Source organism: Bartonella vinsonii subsp. vinsonii (assembly GCF_902825235.1).
Taxonomy (GTDB): domain Bacteria; phylum Pseudomonadota; class Alphaproteobacteria; order Rhizobiales; family Rhizobiaceae; genus Bartonella; species Bartonella vinsonii.
In genome coordinates, this window is the sequence record NZ_CADEAJ010000012.1 from 1 (window position 1) to 19,176 (window position 19,176).

The window sequence follows — 19,176 nt, forward strand, 5'->3', positions numbered from 1 at the left end:
TTGGCGGATGGTTAGCTGGTCACAATCCTTATACCTTTGACAAAGTACCCGCTGGTAATGGTCCTTGGAAAGAGGGGGGGAAAATAATATTTAGTTATCCCAGTCCCCATGCTTGTTATGGGCATGCAGATGAAAGGTGTCGACAAGCTTACGGAGCCTCTCATCGTATAAAAGTTCATTCAACTTATACAGGGAGGAAAAAATGAAAAAAGCCTTTAAATTATTAACTGTAATAGTTTTGTTAATTATTGCTGGATGTGAGGATTTTTTCAAGCCTCCTCTAGGTAACGTATATGGGTGGGAGAAGCCAGGTGCAGATTTTACTGAAGTAGGAAAGGCATTGTTAGAATGCGGAATGCCGAGTCCTGAATATCTTGATAGAGAAAATAGGCGCTTGAGCTATAATGATAGTGCAACAATTTATGCTTGCATGATCCAAGCAGGATTCCGTGATAAACTTAAAAAAGAGGTGGGAACTTGGTGTGAGAATTTTAAAGCCGAAAATCTCCCCATATGTCGACCAGGCGCTGTCATCCCAAAACGAAGTGTCAAAAAGCGCTTGAATAGCCCGTTTTGTAAAAGAAGTCCTGTGCAGCCTGAATGCCAACCTTAAGTCTTGCTGCTGATCACAATCAACAATCCGCCATCCTTGCCTTTGCTTGGACTGGCGGAATTGTTTCCTTAATTCACCATCTCAATTTAGTCCTAACCTGTCTTAAACACAGTATAGACAGAAAATATCAACAGGCTTTTGAGCTTTTTTATCGTAAATAAATCCATTGAAAGAGGGGAAAAATGAAGAAAACTTTAAAACTATTGAGTTGCATGGCTCTGTTAAGTACAGCTGGATGTCAGTTGGGAACTCCTCCCCCATCAACGTTGGCTTTATGGGAAAAGTCTGGAACAGATCGGGCTGTAATCGAACAATCACTTTTAAAATGTGGCTGGAAACCAGTTTATGCTTCTTCTAGTGATATGAATGCCTATGCAAGTGAATTTGCCTCAGTTTATGAGTGCATGAAAAAAGCAGGTTATCGATATAAATTGCAGGATTCAAAGGGGATTTATTTTACACAACCTCCGAAAAGTGACTCGTTCCTAACCGATCTCATGATAGCTGGATATCAGAAATTTATGGACAATGATACTTTTGGTGTCAGCAATACGACCAGAAAAGAACGGGCTATGATAGCGCATTTTGAAAATGAAAGAAAACGTCAACAAACGAAAAAATCTTTGCAAAAGCGATCATCAAAGCGTCCTACTCATTCTTAAAGAGAGAGTTGGACAAAAAGCACGAATGATGAAGGGAGTCAAAATAGTGCCCTTCTTATTCAAGCGGGTGGCACGTTGAATTTGGTGGTCGATCAACTCCGTAACACGGCAGCGGAAGGTTCGATTACAGGAGATGCGCATTTTGAGGCAAAAGCCGTTGGGGGGATCAGCACCGGGGGTGATCTTGCCATGGCCACAGAACAAGGTGATTTGACGATAGGATCAGCAGAAACCCATTACCATGATGAACAGGGTGATGCCACCATGCATCATAAATCTGCGTTAAACTCTGGAGGATCGACGACACTTCTTTCTGGAAAAGATTTGAATATCTTAGGCTCTGATGTTCAATCCCATGATGATTTGAACTTAAAAGCTGAGAGGAATATTTCGATTGATGCCACGCGCAACAGTGCCAATAGCCATCACGGGGATCAAACCTCTCATGTTGCCTTACACAATGGCTCTCATTTAAGTTCTGGAAAAGAGACCACGGTTCTCTCTGGAAAAGATATTCATATGGCTGCTTCCGATATAGATGCCAAGGGCAATGTTGTTCTTGGTGCACAAGGGGAGATAGCGATAGGGGTGAGAGAAGATGAAATGGAGTATCATCTTCGCGCCAACAACACCAAAGTCGATATGCAAGCCTCGATTTCCTAGGGATCAACAATAAAATCTGGAGGCGATACCACTGTCGTTGCAGGGCAGGATGGAAAGAAGCATGATCTTACCATCACAGGTAGTTCTGTTGCGGCTGATGGCAAGGTGGGGCTGAAAGCCAGCAATGATATTGTGATCACCAATGCAGAGGATAGCTTACATTATGAGATGTCGTACCATAAAGACGGGGGAACATTTAGTAGCAGCAAATCTGAGCATAACAAGATTGATGCTACCCAAGTTTCCGGTTCACTCATATCTGGGGGCAAAGGCGTTGCCATTGACTCAGGAAACAACACGGAAGTTGTAGCCTCGACGCTCATAGCCGGTAAGGCAGAGGAAGCATCAGGAGAGAAAACACCAGAAGATCAGAAACAAGCGGATATTACCATTCACTCTGGTGGAAATATTGTTATCAAAGGCGCCCAAGAACATTTTGATCAGCAACAGCAATCCTCGTCAAGTAGCCTTTTGCACGAGGAATCTTCAGATAAATCTGAATCGCACACCACAACGGTTTCCTCTGTTCTGGGGGCAACGGGCAACATTATCACACAATCAGACAAAGAGACCACAATCACTGCTTCTCATATGTTTGCAAATGAAGATATTCATGTGACGGGAGAAAATGTGACGATTGATGGCATGACGGACCACCATAGCAGCCATTCACAGACCCATGAAACAGGTTTTGGTGTGGGATCAGGCAAGGACTTTGTATCGATCTACGGGAGTGAGGGAAAGACAGAAAATGAAGAAAGTTTTGAGCATCAAGGCTCTTCTCTCAATGGAAAAAATATCACCATCACGGCCACCAAAAAAGATGTGAATGTGGTGGGCTCTGATTTTACTGCGCAAGAAAATATTCATGTTTCGGCAGCCCATGATATCAATGTTTCACCTGGTCACAATAGCCATAAGTCAAACAGCCAAGAAGAGCGGGAAGGTTTTGGCTTTCAGTTTGAAAAGAGCAAAAGTGGTGCCTCTGTCGGTGTCGGGATTGCCAGCGCGAAAGACACAGGGGACCAATGGGAAAATACCAATACACCATCTAATTTTAAAGCGGGCAAAGATGTACAGTTTAGTGCCGATCATGATGTGAATTTACAAGCGACAAATGTTTTGGCAAATCGTGATGTCAACATTGATGCTGGCAATACTATCACACTATCAGAAAGCTATGATACCTCTAACGCAAAAGAAAAGCACGAAAAGTCTTTTGCTGGTGTGACAGGCTCTGTCAATGTTGGGGCTCTTGGTACCGTACAGGGCATTAAAGATGCAGTAAAGCAAGCTAAAAATAAGGATGACAAACACCATATTGCCAATGGTCTTATTGCTGGTCTAAAAGGCTATAATCTCTTTACCAAAGGCAAAAGTTTTTTCAATTTTCTGACTGGTAACACAGGAGAAAGGGGCAACACCGCAAGAGCTCAGGGCAATGTAGCAGGAAATTTGGCTGGCTCTACCAAGGATGCTCTTGCCAATATGGCTGATGCTTCTGCGAGTGTGACTGTGGGCTTTAAGACAGAGAAAGCGGAAGCCTCTTCTCAAACCTCCACGGCGGTAACAGGAACAATGGAAGCAGGGCGTTCTGTTAACATGCAAGCCCACAAAGGCAGTATTCATGGTGTTGGAGCTGACATTATCGCCGGTACCAATCCAGTCTACGCATTAAACAATGATGAGCAGAGTGGAAATATCACCTTGGAAGCAGGAAAAGATATTACCTTTGAAAGTGCACAAAACACGCAAAGCACACAAAACCACAATGAAAGCGCCTCGGTAAATGTTGGGTATAGCTATGGTACCGGTGGTGCTGGGGGAACAGGCAATGCTTCCTTTAGTCAAGGGGAAGGCTCCAGTGAGGAAGTTCAACACAAAAACAGCCATCTTATTGGCACAGGCACTGTTCACACCAACAGTGGAGGAAACACCACACTTGCGGGGGCAGAGGTTTCTGGAGACCATGTAGAGATGAATGTTGGGGGAGATTTGACCATTACCAGCCGCAGTGATACGGGTCAAACCTCTAACAAGCAGAAATCTGCTTCTGTTGGGTTTGGTGAGAGCAAAAGTTTTGATGCAGGCTCAACAAGCTTCTCCTTACAAAAGGATCAATCCTCTAGTGATTATCACAGTGTTGTGGAGCAATCAGGCATCAAAGCGGGTGATGGCGGTTTTAAGATCAACGTTAAAGATAAAACAACACTGACTGGGGGGCTGATTGCGAGCACCGCGTCGCCAGACAAAAACAGCCTGACCACAGGAAGCATCAGTACCAGTGACATCACCAACAGTGCCCATGCTAAAGCCAGTAGCCATGGGGTTAATGTTTCTGGTGGCGGTGTTTTGCAACAGGGGAAATATGGCGTCATAAAAAACGTGGCTAAAAATGCTTTAAGTCATGGAAAAGCCAAGGATGCAGCGGAAGGGGAAACCAAATCTGCTATCAGTGATGGGACTATCATCCTTACTGATACAACTGGACAGAGGGCGATGGGGCAAGATGCTGGACAAATCATTGATGCCCTCAACCGCAACACCGCAGCAGCCCACCAGGCTGTAGCACCGCTGGATGTAGCACTGCTTGAGGGAGCCGTGCATAATCGCTTAGACATGATCAATGATTTATCGGATGAAGGATTTGAAATCGCTGGTCAGGGCTTTGTAAACATGTTTATCAAAGAGCATTATCTGGCTACCGTTGAGCACGATGAAAATGGCAATGTGATCTATGCAAAAGATGAAAATGGGAAATATATAAAAGACAGCCATGGAAACCCACAGCCACAATATCATTATTTAACGCCTGAGGAACAGCAGAATTTACAAAAAGGTTCTGATGGCAAGGTTCATGTTTTCCTCAATGGTATTCTTACAACACCCGATGAAGCAGCCCATAATGCGGTTCAGTTGGTTGATAACAAGAATGATCCACACTATTTTCTGATGTTTCCCCATAGCGATTCGCTCTTGGTAGAAGGGGTTATTGCAGGGTATCAGTATTTTTTAGAAGGTAATTTGGGTGGTCTGACCAATTCGGCAAAGAAGTACCAGAATCTGTTGTATAGCTTTGGCAATAAAGGATTGCATGTTGATGCCCATAGCCGCGGCAGTATGACAGCGGGTAATGGATCGTATAATTTAGCAAAGCAGGGTGTTCACGGTATAGCAAAGGAAACAACGATTAATTTTTTTGGACCAGCTTTTAATACTCAAGACATGGCAGATACGTTATATATCTTAAGTGATGGCAAGCAGGATTATGTTAATTTGGAAAATCATAAATATGACTTTGTTGGTGTAAAGATTGGCAAAAATCCTTATACCTTTGAACAAATACCCCCTGGAAGTGGTCCCTGGAAAGAAGCAGGGCAAATATTTAAGGGCTACCCCAGTGTCCATGCTTGTTATGGTCATCCGAGTGATGCTTGTACAAAGTTCTATGGTTTGCCTAATCGTACGCCAATTTATTCAAAATATTCAGGGAGGAAAAAATGAAGAAAATTTTGAAATTATTAAGTGGTCTCATTCTGTTAACTATCGCTGGATGTAATATCGATAAGCCTTCTCCAGGGGCTCTGAGTATGTGGGAGAAGCCTGGTGCAGACTTTACTGAGATAGGAAAAGCATTGCTAGAATGTGGCATGCCAACGCCTTACGATATTTTTCCAGAAAACCAACAACAGAGCATTAATGCAAAAGCAACAATTGATGCATGCATGGTTCAAGCAGGATTTCGCTATAAAGGAAGAGGTGACTGGTGTTATACTTTTAAAGAGAAAAATCTTCCCATTTGTCGTCCAGGGGCTATCATTCCGCAACGAAGTGTCAAGAAGCGCTTAAATAGCCCTTTTTGTAAAAAATATAAAAATGCACCTGAATGCAAGTCTTAAGTCTTACTTGTGATGACCGACAATCCGCCATCCTTGCCTTTGTTTGGAATGGCGGAATTGTTTCCTTAATCCACCATCCATAACATTGCGTCACAGGATGGATTTTGCTATATTCTTATCGGTTTATAAGAGAAAGCCTTGTCCATCCTTATGTGACAAGGTTTTTTTATGCCACATCACTGAGATGTTGACGTTGCGTTTTGGCTTTTTCAATCACATCCATCAGATCCGATTGTAACCAACGCGATAAAGAACCAAATTTTAAAGGCTTTGGTAAAGATCCATTGGTGACATGCCGACGGAATGTTGAAACGCTTATATGCAATAATTTTGCACTTTCGCGATCTGTAAGAAGAACATCATTTTCAGTCATAACTTATCCTTTCAATCTAAAAAAATATTAACAAATCATAAGTATTTATTAACCATATTTTGTTGAACTTGGAAAGTAAGTTTATTCATAAAAAACAGTACTTTATGATGTATTTTCTCATTTGATAATTTATGAGTCTTATTGAAACGAAATGAGAGAACAAAGAGAGAAAGTTATCCACAGATAATGGAATAAAAATGGGGTACAAGACCCCATCTATTAAGATTGCCCCGTGACATAAGCCGCCCATTTATCCATATAAACACGGCGCTGTTCTAAATAGTCAGTACGACGGTAGGCACGTTCTACTTGTCCACCGACCACATGACCTAGAATGGTTTCTGCTACCTCATAGGGAGCATCGGTTGTTTCTGCTAGCCAATCCCTTAAACTAGACCGAAATCCATGCGGGCAGGCATTAAGTCCAGTTTTTTGCATGTAGATTGACATGCTCCTCTCAGCAAAGGGACCATGACTTTTAAGAGAAAAAAAGAAATCATTACGAGAAAGCAGGCGCGCTTGTTTCAAAATTTCTAATGCCTCTGATGATAAAGGCACGCGAAACTCTGTTGTAGCATCACGCCTTCCTTTCATATTCTCAGCAGGGATGGTCCATATATCACCATCAACTTGATCTTTATGGATATGACGCAAAGGATTTGTACGAACACCTGTCAGAATAAGCAGACGCAAAGCCAATTGTGTCATAGTTGGTGTTTTGCAGAGTGTTTGATAAAAAGCCGGTATCTCTTTCCAATCCATAGCAGGCATATTTTTAACTTTATGGCGTTGTTTTCCCAAGAGTGCGCGTGCTTTTTCTGTTGCTTGTAAATCAACATCTAAACCCAAGGCAGCAGCATATTTGAGACATATATTAAGACGATTAAGAGCTCTATAAGCTGTTGCAGCTTTTGCATGCCAGATAGGAGCAAGTGTATTGCGTATATCGGTTTGTGTAATCTCTGAAACCGGCATACAACCTAATTTAGGGAGAATATAAAGTTTTAAAGGTAAAAACCACTCACTATTTTTACCATCTCCTTTTAATTCTGCTTTACGACTTTCAAAAGCATCCACGGCAATATCTTTTAAATAATGAAGATTACGCATTGCCTCACGCTTTTGTTTGTCACGTTCTTTAATGGGGTCACGACCCTCATGCAAAACAGAACGCCATTGGGTTGCCAATTCACGGGCTTTTTTTAAAGAGACATTTCTTAAGGCACCCAAGCCCATTTCACGACGCCGCCCGTGGATGGTATAGCGATAAAGCCATTGAGCACCCCCATCTTTACGCTTATGAAGTAACAAGCCGGCACCATCATTATATTTGCCAGCCCCCAATGTTGCGACAGCCCTTGCATTAAGACGATTCATAAGAGGCATTTTTGCTCCTTTCTAAACGGTTTTTTACCCACACGATAACCCCGCTTGTGATGTGCAAGTAAGTGACTTTAATTGATTGAACATAAGATGATTTGAGATGAGAGAATCTTACAATATTCGGGGGTCTAATTCAATATGCAAAACAGTAAATTATCATTACAAATCAATGCCTTGTCTTAGAGCGTCAACGCATTCTGAATGAACAAATGCACAATCAGATTATGCGTTCACGAGCAGATACATATAGAGCACGAAGCATTTAGAAAGGTGAAAGAATGAATGCACAAATGAGTGAAGAAATGGAAGGTATGAATGAAGAGTACACAGCAGAACAGCAGGTATTTGATGATGATGGGTATTTTGATGGCGGCAGTGACAGTGAAACCGTTACCAGTGATGATATAAGTTCTCAAGAGCCGGTCTCACAGCCTGTTCATGAAGCTTCGGACATATCTACGGTAGAAGAGCAGCGTGCAAAAGAACGAGTCCATAAATCACGTGAAGCTCTTATGAAGTTTTATGATCCGAAATCTCAGGAAACTTCTGTTGACGGTGAAAATATGCCTCCTGATATGAGTCAAGACATCGTTGGCTATATGGCTTGGATGGGAAAGAAGCTTCAAGAGCAAGATGCATTTATTAAATCGCAACAGGAAGTGCAAAGGCAGGCTTTTGAACAGCAACAATATGATACGCATTTAAATGAGTTTTTAGAAAATTCTGTTACAGCGGTTAAAAAGAAGTACAGTGATTTTGATGCAGCGGCGGATTATCTTTATGAGGTTCGTGCTAAGGAGTTGAGTGCTTGGTCAAGTCTTTATCCAGAATATTCGCAAAAAGGCACGATAGATGCAGTTATCGGTCAACAATTACGGGCGGTTGTTGCTACCTGCGCGGAAAAAGGAATTAATCCGGCAGAAGCGATTTATACGATAGCACAAAACCTTGGCTATCAGAGCAAAGCAGTACAAGCGAATAATCAGGTTGCAGCGCTTCAAAGCCGGCAGAATTCAGCGAAAACTTTAACGGCATCAGGAGGAGGGGGCAGTGTTGGACCAATGACCAAACAAACTCTTTCCGATATGTCAGAGAAGGAATTTGATGCGTGGATATCCAATCCGAAAAATGAAGCCCGTTTTTATGAAATTATGGGTGCAGACCCCGATTAAGCAACAAGTTTTACAGCATAATCCGCCTTTGATGCGGGTTTTCCTCCGGCTTTTAAGCCGGTTTTTTTTACAGCAAAGAAAGGTGAAATAAATGGCAACAACACATATAGGGACTCATGATCCGCAAGCGGTGAAACTTTGGTCACAAAAATTAAGCAATGAAGTTTTGAAAGCAACGAAAATTGCTCCACTCATTGGCAAAAGTTCGAACAGTATCATCCAGCTTTATAACGAAACCCATAAAAGTGCAGGGGATAGCGTTACGTTTAGTTTGTTGGTGAATCTGTTTGGGGATGGTGTCACTCAAGGTGAAACTTTAGAGGGCAATGAAGAAGCCCTTCAATTTATGAATGATAGGTTGGTTATTAACGAGCTTTTACATGCAGCGCGTGTAGCGAATGATGACTCGATTGATCAACAGAGAATTCTCCCCAATTTACGGAAAAAAGCCAAAGAAGGTTTAGTTCGTTGGTATGCAAATCGTTTAAGCATCATGTTTTTTCTTCAGGTATGTGGTTATACAGCCCGTACTATCAATGTTGATGGTCGAGAAGTGTATATTAAACCGGTTCATTACGGCTTTAATGAAATCATGGCACCAAGCAGTGAACGTATTATCCGTCCCGATGGTAAAACCAAGGATGAAGACCTCAATGATAAAGCCAAACATAGCTTTAGTCTTAAATTGATTGATGAAGCGGTTAAACAAGCAAAACTTGCCAATCCGCAAATTTCTCCAGTCCATGTCAATGGTGATGATGTTTATGTTTTGTATTTGCATCCAACACAAGTCATGCAATTGCGAACCAATACAGCAGTTGGTGAGTGGTTAGATATTCAAAAATCCGTTTATGCAACCTCCCGTGCGAAGAACCCAATCTTTGATGGTTCTCTAGGCATGTATAATGGCGTTATTTTACGTGAAGCGATTCATGTCACCCATGGTGTTAATTCGACAAATAATACAGCGGTAAAGAGTGTTCGTCGTGCGGTTTTCTTAGGAGCTCAGAGTGCGATTATAGGTTTTGGCAAAAATCACAGTGCAACACATTACACACTTAAAGAAGAATATTTTGATTATGAACGTGAATTTGGTGTTGCAGCCAAGACCTTGATAGGCATGAAGAAAACACGTTTCCAAATGCCAAATAGTGCACAAACAGCACAAGATTTTGGAACGATTGTTATCCCCACTTACAGTGGTGAAGTAGCAGCGTAATTATAGGAGGGAAAAAAGACATGGCAGATCAATTACCACCTCCATTACAAGGCAGAAATCTTCACACCCAACAGGTAAGTTTTTTACGGTTGAATATTTTGCATAAAGATAATCATCTCACGGAGAAAATTGGGATATTACCACGTGGTGCTTTGATCACTTCGATTAAAGCGTTTGTTAAGACAGCGTTTTCTGAGGCAAAGTTGAAGATAGGGAGTACCTATGGAGGCAATGAGTTCGGGGAAAAGGACATCAAAACCCAAGGCACGCAAGATTTTACGCCAACAGATCAAAAGTCTTTTGTTGCAGATGATAAGGAGATGACCCTTTATGCAACGCGAGACAAAACAACAGCTGCTGGTGAATGTGTTGTGGTCGTACAATTCGTGACAAATCATTGAGGGGATAGGACATGGCAGATTATTTACCAGAACCCTTGCAAGGGAGAAATCTTCATACCCAGCAGGTAAGCTTTTTACGTCTTAATTTTAGCTATGAAGATAAAGAAAACGCTTTGAAAATAGGTACGCTACCTCGAGGTGCTTTGATCACTTCGATTAAAGTGTATGTCAAGACAGCGTTTTCGGACACAAAGGTCAAAATAGGCAGCACTGCTGGTGGCAATGAGTTTGGTGAAGCGGAAATCAAACAACAGGCAGTCAAAGAAGTTAAGCCTACCAATCAGAAGGAATTTGTTCCTTATGATAAAGAACTTACTCTCTATGCCAAAGCCAACAAGACAGTACAAGCTGGTCAAGCAAGTATAGTCGTTGAATTCGTGACTAATCACTGAGGTTGAGGGGAGAGATGTATGAACTCTCCTCACGGATTCATGAAGTAGATTCTACGCTTAATTGCAAATTAAGGGCAGAGAGCACAGCAACTAAAGTAGAAAGTTTAGGGTCACCTGTTTTACTTAAGGAGCGATATAAACCACTACGTTCGCGATTGGTTTCTTTTGCTAAAGTACTCATATTTTGGGCTCTAGCAACGATACCAAGGGCATCCGCTATATGTGCAGCATCACCAGTTTTGAAGGCTTCATTGAGAAATATTTGTTGTTCCTCAGTGGTTTCAAGATATTCCTCTGGTTTAAATGGTGTAGTTTTCATCACTGTACTCCTCTTTTAACTTTAACGCTTGTTCAATATCTTTTTTCTGCGTTGATTTATCTCCACCGCATAACAAAAGGATAAACTCAGAGCCTTTTTGGGTAAAATAAACTCTGTAACCAGCACCATAGTGAATACGTAATTCACCTATGCCATGAAAAAATTTAACATCACCTAAAAGACCTTGTTTCAATCGTACAACACGTTGAAGAATAATAGCTTTAGCGCTTTTATCTTTGAGTTTCTTAAGCCAAGTATCAAATTCTATAGTTTTATGAATAACTACCATCTGAGTACTATAGTGCACAGATGATGGTACGTCAAGAGTAAATTTCTACGGAAAGGTTTCATGATGTCGCGCCATTATATCACGATAAGAACTGGTGGACCGATACAGGATCGGCAAGATGTCTTTCGTCACAGAGGAACATTTGCAAGATTGATATCGGTCCTTCAGGATGAGATTGATGATATCGCGGATGAGTATGTTCCTCAAATACAAGAAAGTATTTTTGCAGCCATTCGGTTTTGTGAACGAGAAACATTTTACTTTAATGAGAGCCGTGATGTCATCTTCACCACACAGGCGGGCAAGGGGGGCTATGATGCATCTGATACCCGCCATATTGAAACGGCTGTCAAAATTCAGAATGTTTTCCTTAACTCAGGGTATAATAAGTCTGAATTGGAGCGGAGAAACCATCTTTCCTTAGAGCCTTCGTTGCTCTCAGGACAGCAAGGAACGCCGGTTTGTTACAGTTATTTTGATAGGAAACTGTATCTCTATCCAATACCAGATAGAGCCTATCAGGTACAACTCATCCTTTCACCCATGCGTTTGGAAGAGCTTACGGATGTTCATCAGGAACACCCATGGTTTGTACATGGTTTTGATCTCATCAAAGCACGGGCAAAATATGAATTGTACAAGAATATCTTGAAAGAACCCGATTGTGCAGCCGCTGCTTACAGTGACTTTGAGGAACATTTGCGGGAATTGCGTGCAGAGACATCCAAACGTCATAACGTAACAAGAATTGTTCCAACGGATTTCTAACATGGTTTATTTCCCCATAGCCGATTACAGACCGGATGTTGCGGTTGTTAACAGCAGTTTTACCGATACGCTTGTGAATGTTTTACCGGCAGACGGTTCTTACATACCCATGCCAAGTGCAACGGTTATTTCTGCTCCTTTGGAAGAGAAGCCATTAGGTTCGATAGCTTTTAGATCAGGTGACGTGGTTAAGATCATCGTAGGAGGAGCTAAAAAGCTCTATGCTTACGATAATCAAACGCGCGGTTGGAAAGACATCAGTCAAACTGGTGTCACGTATAATGCACATGAAGAAAACAAATGGTCCTTTGCTATTTTTGGTGAGAGAATTATTGCTGTAAATAAAAATGATAAACCACAAGTTTTTAATACCCATAGTTCTGAACGATTTGAAGATTTAGGAGGCAATCCGCCGAAAGCAGGCTTGGTGAAGGTTTGGGGACCTTTTGTTTGTTTGATGCAATTGACCGATCATCCTAATCGCATCCATTGGTCTGGTTTGGATGATGCAACTCATTGGACAGTTAAGCAGAAGGATTGCGATTTTCAGGATTTTCCGGATGGAGAATATGTTCAAGGGTCTACGGAATCCGCCAATCCCTTTGTTTTCTTACGTTCTGCTGTTTATGCTGGAGCCTTTGTTCCGGGTTCTAAGATTGTATTTACGTTTCAAAAGATACAAGACAAGCGTGGAGCAAGGAGTGCACAAGCTATTGCTTGTTGTGGCAATAATGCTTTTTTTGCTGGAGATGGTGGCTTTTATCAGGTTGTTCCTGATGGACAGCTTTTACCAATAGGTTTTGAAAAGGTCGATCGAACTGTGTTCACGACTTTTGATAAGCTTGCTCTTGATGGGATGCAGGGAGTTGTAGACCCTGTTCATAATCGTGTTTACTGGTCTTTGAAGAGTGGAAATAACCAGCAAACCACCTTTGTTTATGATTGGGGCTTGCAGAAATGGTCAACAATCCAAGGAGAGCTTTTAAGTTTGTTTCCTGTTTTTACGACAGGCTACACTTTAGAGCAATTGGATGAGGTTTCAACAAGCCTTGAAAGCTTACCCGCTTCTCTTGACAGTTCAATATGGCAAAGTGGAGCACCGGTTCTTGGTGGTTTTGATGGTCAAAACAGGCTTGTTGTGTTTACAGGCGCTCCAATGGAGGCGGTTGTTATATCGCAAGAGATGGGATCACCAGATGGGAGCTTTAGTTTTTTCACCAAAATGTTTGCAGAGGTTGATACTCTAGAAGGGCTCTTGAGTATAGGGGAGCGTGGAGTTCGCAATAATCAGACGCCTATTACATGGCACAAGGAGAGGATCTGTTCTTTTGTCACGGGCGCTTATCATGGGCGTTCACGCAATCGTTATCACCGTTTTAAATTACGTATTCCAAAGGGTGTGCACTGGAACCATATCACGGGCTTTAACGTGGATTTACGACCTTTAGGCAGACGTTAATGGCAAAAGTGTTTCTTACGACTAGTTGGGATAAGGAGCGCATAGCCCCTTATTTTGAGGAGATTTTTGCGGCTTTTCGTGCGTATGTGGAGCGTTTCAAGCACGAGCTTACTTTGCAACAGCTTATCGAAGAGATTTGCACTGGCAAGAAGCAGTTATGGCTGGTGCTTGATGATGATGATCGTTTTTTATTGGCAGTCACGACGCAAATCCAAACAACGGTTTTAGGGAAGAAGCGTGCTCTCATTTGTGATTGTTGCGGTCATGGCGGGTTAGAGCTTATCGACAATCTGAAGTTTGCAGAGGATTGGGCGCGTGAGAATGGTGCTTGTGAAATGGAGATCTTGGGTCGTTTAGGATGGCGACGGGCATTAAACAAGCAAGGTTACGGGATAGACATGCTTTATTACAGAAAGGAATTGTGAAATGGGGAGCAAGACACCAGCAACAACAGAACAAAAGCAGGTACAGACAAGCGCCCCTCCTGCTTGGATGGAGAATGTTTTTAAACGGGGCGGTGCAGATGCGTACAATCTTTATAATTCAGGTGCTGGTGGTAATGTTTATATGGGACCACGCGTTGCACCTTTGAGTGCTCAAACGCGCTATGGAATTAGTGGTCTTGGCAGTATCCCTCATCATTATCAAAATCGCTCTTTGATGAATACAATCTACAATCCAACGTCGTCAGCCATGAATCTTAGACATATGGCTTCAGGTGGTATGATTGGACAGAATCCCTCTTTTAATGCCGCCCTTCAAAATAGCTTAGACCGTGTAAGAGATACGATTAATAGCTCTTTTGCAGGCGCAGGTCGTTATGGGTCCGGTGCACATCAAGATGTATTGGCAAATGAACTTGGTGCTTTGTCCACAAGAGCTACAGCAGATCAGTATAATCGTGATGCGGACCGCATGATGCAGGCGAATTCACTGATAGACCAAGCCAATCAAAATCAGTTGGGAGCATCAAATAACTTCTTACAGGGTTATGGCAATGCCTATTTCAATGCCATACAGGGGGGAGGGGTGCTTGATGCGTATAATCAAAGACTTGTTGATGCTAATCGCGAGCGGTGGATGGAGCAAGACAATAGCGGTTGGAATAGGTTGAACATGTTGATGAATGCAGGGCATGGCTTTGCAAGAAACTACGGCACGACAACAAACAGCAATACAGCTTCTATGATGCAAGGTAACGACCCTCGGAAAAACATTATAGGACTTTTAGCTGGTGCTGCTCGATTTGCTACACCTTATTTGTGAATGAAAAAGTAAGAGAGGCAGTGATGATAAATAATAGCGATAACATTTTATCAAGGCTTATTAATTCTATGTATGCAATGAGCCCTTATGCGTCTCGTGTAATGCAGATGCACAATCAAAGTATGGCGCAAAAGAAAGCACAACAGCAGGCGAATATGTTGCCTTATCTAGTACCTTCAGTACCGGTTGGCACAGTTGGTTCACAACCTCATCCCTTAGGTTTGGCTAAGGATATAGAACCTTTACCTAATGCACTTTCGGATTTGACGTCATTGCAACCACAACAGAACCCGCTAGCAGAATCCCCTATTCCAATAGCACAATCAGAGCCAACCCAATCTGTACCGCAAGTACAACCACGACAAGATACTACTTCTTCAAAGAGTTTTTGGGATCAATTGCGTAGTCCTGAATTGTTAGAAAGATTATCAGACTATGCCCTTGGTTATGCCATGTCTGATGGAACAATGGCACAAGATTTGGCTAATGCAGCTATGAATCTTCGTCGTGGTGATATGGCAAGAGAACAGAGAAACCAAGTTAACCAAACAGTCGAGTATCTGAAATCCAAAGGTTACAGTGATGAAGAAGCTACTATCATGGCGCGTAATCCTCAAATGCTTAGTGCATTGTTCACAGGCGGTACAGATAGCATAAAACATTACAATGATGGGAGTTCGTTAGTACCGGATTCAACTTCTCCAACGGGATGGAGAGTGGTTAATCACCCTGGTGGGAAAGCATATATGGACAAAGAACGAGAAGCTGCTTTACGTCAACATAAAAACGTATATGCAAAGGTTTTGCTAGACGATATTGATTATTTGCAGGGATACCTTGAGCAATTTAAGGATAAGGCAACAGGTAATATAGCTTTAGCTGCTAGCTATGCGTTCTCAACGTCCGAACAATCGGATGCACGACAGGTTTTGGAATCAATACAATCTCGTATAGGGCTTGATCGTATAGATCAAATGAAAATGCTATCGCAAAGAGGGGCGCTAGGACTTGGAAATGTTAGCGATAAAGACATTGAAATGTTAAAAGAGTCTCTCGGGAAATTAAATTTACGTATGTCTACACGAGAGCTTAAACGGCGGTTGTCAACAATAAAAGATGTTTTATCAAGACTGAACCCTGAAGTACAAGGTATTGTATTAGGTAAGATTGAGGATACAGAAGATAATATGAGAAATGCCGTTATGGCAGGAAATAGCGAAAATTCTACCAGTCAGGCGGTGTCACAAGTGAATGTTGCAAACCTACCGACTGTAAATAGCAGAGAGGAAGCTAATAGAATGCCTATTGGGAGTACGGTTATTTACAATGGTCAAGTTTACAAGAGGGATCGATGATTAACAATAATAATTCTCTTGTAGTTGGTCGTGCATTAGGTGCTACGAGCAATCAAGTTAAAAAAATATCAGAACTTGGTCCAAACTTTACCCATCTTGGCTCTGTTTCAGAATATGCGGCTAATCGAGAGCGCCTATCAGAACTTGGTCCAAATTTTACCTACCTTGGTTCTGTTTCAGAATACGCCAATCCTTCTTATGAAGATACACCACAGCCTCCAGAAATCACGCAAAGTGAAGCTTTTTGGAATTCTTTAAAGCATGGTCTCAGTTTTAATTTAGATGACGAAGTTGAAGCAATTACAGCGTTAGGACGCGATCCTGATGATGGGTTGACACCGTTTGCTTTTCTCAATGAGTTGGCACCGATTGCTTTTGTCAATGGGATGAAAAAATATTGGTTATCTGGTGATAAGAAATATGAAGATAAGTATGACAAAGAAGTCAAGAAACGGCGTGATTATCAACGTAGGATGAGCGATACGCATTATTGGACGTCTTTGGGTGGAAATATATTAGGGTCTGCTTTGCCTTCACTTGCAACTTTAGGAGCAGGGGCGGGAGCATCACTAGCGGGGCGAGTAGCGCCTCATGCTACTTCAAAATTAGGTCAACTATTCTCGAGAGCCGTTCCAACATCGGTGGGCAGAGTAGGGAAATATGTAGGTGAGAAAGCAAGCCCATTTTTAGGTATTACGAACAAAACAACATTTCCGCATTTGCTTAAAGTAGGAGCGTTATCTGGTGCGTTACATGGGGCAGGTGAAGGTGAAGGGGCAGGAAATACGCTTATAAATACAGCACTTGGTGCAGGTTTTGGAGTGGGAGGGGCAGCGGTTGGAAGTGTTGTTGGTTCTGGGCTTGGTTCAATTGGGGGATTGGCAGCAAGAGCTGTTTCACCCTCTCATGTAAATGGTGTTCCAAAAGAAACATTAAGAGAAATTACTAAGCATTTAAGCAATGATACTGCTGAAGCACTTGGGAAGTCTTTTCATAAGGCAGCAAGCCCTGATGATTATGTTGTAGATCACAGCCCTATCTTACAGGATCTTGTTTTTGAAATTTCAAGAAAAAATCCGGATGCTTCTCTTGATTTAATCCAAAGAGCTGGCGCGAGAGCGAAGGGAGGAGGAGAACGTATTCATCAGGCTGCTGATGAACATTTTGTTCCTCGTCAAGATGTTGTAAGTTTAAAAGATGATCTTATTGCAAGCAAGAAAGCAGCATCAGAATCCCTTTATGAAATAGCAAAAAAGACACCGATAGGGGAAAAATATTATGGTGCTCTTAATGAATTGATGGAGCGCCCCTATTTCAAAAGAGCTTATTATCAAGCGTTAACGAAATTCAAAAATGATGGGAACAAAATTGTTCCGTTTTCTTCTCAAAAGTTTAGTCTTCTCAAAGATAAACCGAACATGGCGGTTCTCCATAATACTAAGGAGAAAATCGATGACATGATACAGTTAGAACGAAACCAAGGGAAAAAAAGCAACATTCGTACCTTATACGGTATCCAGAAAAAATTATTAGAGATTATGGATGATGTATCGTCTGAATATACGAAGGGACGGGCGATCTATCATCGATACAGTTCACATGTAGATGCTATGTCTGAGGGGGAAAAAATTGTTAGCAAGAAGATTAATAAAGATAAATTCAGTAAAATTTTGGGTGGATTATCAGAAGGCGAACAAGAATACTTAAAAAAAGGAGCAAGAGCAGAACTTCTCGAAAGTATGACGCAAACAACAGATCACGTTTCGAATGCGAAGCAAATTTTTGATACAGATGATCTTTATGAGAGATTTGCAAAGACTTTTGGGTCCGATAAAGCTGCTGCTGTTAAGAAAGCTGTCGATAGAGAAGCGAATTATGCTGATCTTTATAACAGAATACCAAATCGTGTAGCGGATAAAGAGATAGGTTTTTCGCATAATGTAACCCCGCCTACAAGTGTAGCAGATGCAGCTATGCAAGCAGGAAAAGCTACTCTGAAAGCGTCGTACATTCCCTTTAAAACAGCAGCTTTGAAAGAGCGTCAACGCATAGAAAAGGACGTCGTCAAGTTGTTAACAGGGGGAACAAATTTTTCCAATGATGAAATCGTCAATATCCTTCAAAGAATGGTGCAGGCACAACATAAAGGATATGTGACTAAAGAGTGGGTGAAACAAGTTTCTGCTGCTTTATTTGGAGGGGGAGGAAAAGCATTTGCGGGACAATTTAATATGCTGAGTACACCAAGTCAGAAGAGGGTATATAACTAATGACCCGTTATAGTCTTTCGATAGAACAAGCGATACGTGAAGCGGCATCACGCTATGGCTTGCCTGAAAGTTATTTGTACCGTGTTGCACAGATTGAAAGTGGTGGTAATCCGAATGCAAGAAACCCGCGTTCCTCTGCTGGTGGACTGTATCAGTTTATAGACAGCACAGCCAAGCAATATGGCTTGCAGGATAGGTTTGATCCTATACAAGCAGCGGATGCGATGGGGCGGCTCACACGGGATAATCGCAATCATTTAAGCCGTGTTTTGGGAAGAGCACCTAGCGAAGCAGAATTATATTTAGCCCATCAGCAAGGAGCAGGGGGAGCAGCGCGTCTTCTTCAAAACCCGCAAGCCCATGCAGCACAAATTGTTGGCAGCAATGCCGTAGGTTTGAATGGGGGCAATGCTGGTATGCGGGCTGGTGATTTTGTTAATCATGTCTTGCAAATGTACGGAGGAAAGCAGCCTTATCGTGCAAACCCTGTTGGTAGAGGGAGTGTACCTCCACAGGGTAACAGGGATAACGTGCTTGCCTTTTTAAGAGCTTTGCTTTCTTCACAACAGCAAGAAGCCTCAGAAGAAGACCAGAGTGAAGAAGACAATCCTCTTCTGTCACAATTTATGAGAGCCTTTTACGGACCCTTTTATAGGATTTAGGATTCACGAAC

The 19,176-nt window shown here is 42.1% G+C and carries 19 protein-coding genes and 2 pseudogenes; 17 read left to right on the forward strand and 4 right to left on the reverse strand.

Annotation, left to right across the window (positions count from 1 at the left end; genetic code table 11):
- The 6 genes and pseudogenes from J7R12_RS07695 to J7R12_RS07720 form a co-directional block, all read left to right on the forward strand.
- Positions 1-206, forward strand: a pseudogene (locus J7R12_RS07695) (hypothetical protein); the annotation flags it as partial.
- Positions 203-613, forward strand: a complete 411-nt coding sequence (locus J7R12_RS07700; protein ID WP_126603883.1) for a hypothetical protein — start codon at positions 203-205, stop codon at positions 611-613. The pseudogene J7R12_RS07695 and the gene J7R12_RS07700, both read left to right, overlap by 4 nt.
- Positions 601-774: a hypothetical protein gene (locus J7R12_RS07705; RefSeq protein WP_164713744.1), complete on the forward strand. Its 174-nt coding sequence runs from the start codon at positions 601-603 to the stop codon at positions 772-774. Before J7R12_RS07700 ends, J7R12_RS07705 begins: the two co-directional genes overlap by 13 nt.
- 21 nt (positions 775-795) lie before the next feature.
- Positions 796-1,275 (forward strand): hypothetical protein, encoded by a 480-nt coding sequence (locus J7R12_RS07710; RefSeq protein WP_126603884.1) that lies wholly within the window; start codon positions 796-798, stop codon positions 1,273-1,275.
- 57 nt (positions 1,276-1,332) lie between these two features.
- A pseudogene (locus J7R12_RS07715) lies at positions 1,333-5,442 on the forward strand (hemagglutinin repeat-containing protein); the annotation flags it as partial.
- Positions 5,439-5,837 carry a hypothetical protein gene (locus tag J7R12_RS07720; protein ID WP_126603885.1) on the forward strand — a complete coding sequence of 133 codons (399 nt, stop codon included), beginning with the start codon at positions 5,439-5,441 and terminating at the stop codon, positions 5,835-5,837. The pseudogene J7R12_RS07715 and the gene J7R12_RS07720, both read left to right, overlap by 4 nt.
- 166 nt (positions 5,838-6,003) lie before the next feature.
- Here the strand turns inward: J7R12_RS07720 and J7R12_RS07725 are convergent, their stop codons facing one another.
- Together J7R12_RS07725 and J7R12_RS07730 are read right to left on the reverse strand one after the other, a co-directional pair.
- Positions 6,004-6,210: a helix-turn-helix transcriptional regulator gene (locus J7R12_RS07725; RefSeq protein WP_004865664.1), complete on the reverse strand. Its 207-nt coding sequence runs from the start codon at positions 6,208-6,210 to the stop codon at positions 6,004-6,006.
- A gap of 219 nt (positions 6,211-6,429) precedes the next feature.
- The gene (locus tag J7R12_RS07730; protein ID WP_126603886.1) at positions 6,430-7,596 is read right to left on the reverse strand and encodes a tyrosine-type recombinase/integrase; all 1,167 of its coding nucleotides are present in this window, start codon (positions 7,594-7,596) and stop codon (positions 6,430-6,432) included.
- 275 nt (positions 7,597-7,871) lie between these two features.
- On the opposite strand from J7R12_RS07730, the gene J7R12_RS07735 reads away from it, so the two are divergent.
- The 4 genes from J7R12_RS07735 (at position 7,872) to J7R12_RS07750 (ending at position 10,777) form a co-directional block, all read left to right on the forward strand.
- Positions 7,872-8,765, forward strand: coding sequence for a hypothetical protein (locus J7R12_RS07735; protein WP_126603887.1), 894 nt, complete (start codon positions 7,872-7,874; stop codon positions 8,763-8,765).
- A 91-nt stretch (positions 8,766-8,856) separates the two neighbouring features.
- Complete coding sequence (locus tag J7R12_RS07740) at positions 8,857-9,984, forward strand: N4-gp56 family major capsid protein (RefSeq protein WP_126603888.1); 1,128 nt, start codon at positions 8,857-8,859, stop codon at positions 9,982-9,984.
- A gap of 20 nt (positions 9,985-10,004) precedes the next feature.
- On the forward strand, positions 10,005-10,385 hold the full coding sequence (locus J7R12_RS07745; RefSeq protein WP_126603889.1) for a hypothetical protein: 381 nt from the start codon (positions 10,005-10,007) through the stop codon (positions 10,383-10,385).
- An 11-nt stretch (positions 10,386-10,396) separates the two neighbouring features.
- A complete protein-coding gene (locus tag J7R12_RS07750; protein WP_126603890.1) occupies positions 10,397-10,777 on the forward strand; it encodes a hypothetical protein in 381 nt (126 codons plus the stop codon).
- Between the two features lie 37 nt (positions 10,778-10,814).
- On the opposite strand, the gene J7R12_RS07755 is transcribed toward J7R12_RS07750, so the two are convergent.
- On the reverse strand, positions 10,815-11,096 hold the full coding sequence (locus J7R12_RS07755) for an addiction module antidote protein (protein WP_126603891.1): 282 nt from the start codon (positions 11,094-11,096) through the stop codon (positions 10,815-10,817).
- Complete coding sequence (locus tag J7R12_RS07760; protein WP_126603892.1) at positions 11,077-11,385, reverse strand: type II toxin-antitoxin system RelE/ParE family toxin; 309 nt, start codon at positions 11,383-11,385, stop codon at positions 11,077-11,079. Before J7R12_RS07760 ends, J7R12_RS07755 begins: the two co-directional genes overlap by 20 nt.
- Positions 11,386-11,448: 63 nt before the next feature.
- Between J7R12_RS07760 and J7R12_RS07765 the strand changes: the two genes are divergently transcribed.
- The 7 genes from J7R12_RS07765 to J7R12_RS07795 are packed head-to-tail and all read left to right on the forward strand — an operon-like array spanning position 11,449 to position 19,165.
- Positions 11,449-12,153, forward strand: a complete 705-nt coding sequence (locus tag J7R12_RS07765; RefSeq protein WP_126604068.1) for a phage adaptor protein — start codon at positions 11,449-11,451, stop codon at positions 12,151-12,153.
- Position 12,154: 1 nt separating this feature from the next.
- The gene (locus tag J7R12_RS07770) at positions 12,155-13,612 is read left to right on the forward strand and encodes a hypothetical protein (RefSeq protein ID WP_126603893.1); all 1,458 of its coding nucleotides are present in this window, start codon (positions 12,155-12,157) and stop codon (positions 13,610-13,612) included.
- Positions 13,612-14,037, forward strand: a complete 426-nt coding sequence (locus J7R12_RS07775) for a hypothetical protein (protein ID WP_126603894.1) — start codon at positions 13,612-13,614, stop codon at positions 14,035-14,037. The genes J7R12_RS07770 and J7R12_RS07775 overlap by 1 nt, the downstream gene beginning before the upstream one ends.
- A gap of 1 nt (position 14,038) precedes the next feature.
- On the forward strand, positions 14,039-14,878 hold the full coding sequence (locus J7R12_RS07780; RefSeq protein ID WP_126603895.1) for a hypothetical protein: 840 nt from the start codon (positions 14,039-14,041) through the stop codon (positions 14,876-14,878).
- A gap of 23 nt (positions 14,879-14,901) precedes the next feature.
- On the forward strand, positions 14,902-16,233 hold the full coding sequence (locus J7R12_RS07785; protein ID WP_126603896.1) for a hypothetical protein: 1,332 nt from the start codon (positions 14,902-14,904) through the stop codon (positions 16,231-16,233).
- Positions 16,230-18,503 carry a hypothetical protein gene (locus J7R12_RS07790; RefSeq protein WP_164713745.1) on the forward strand — a complete coding sequence of 758 codons (2,274 nt, stop codon included), beginning with the start codon at positions 16,230-16,232 and terminating at the stop codon, positions 18,501-18,503. The genes J7R12_RS07785 and J7R12_RS07790 overlap by 4 nt, the downstream gene beginning before the upstream one ends.
- Complete coding sequence (locus J7R12_RS07795) at positions 18,503-19,165, forward strand: transglycosylase SLT domain-containing protein (RefSeq protein WP_126603897.1); 663 nt, start codon at positions 18,503-18,505, stop codon at positions 19,163-19,165. The genes J7R12_RS07790 and J7R12_RS07795 overlap by 1 nt, the downstream gene beginning before the upstream one ends.
- Positions 19,166-19,176: the final 11 nt, after the last annotated feature.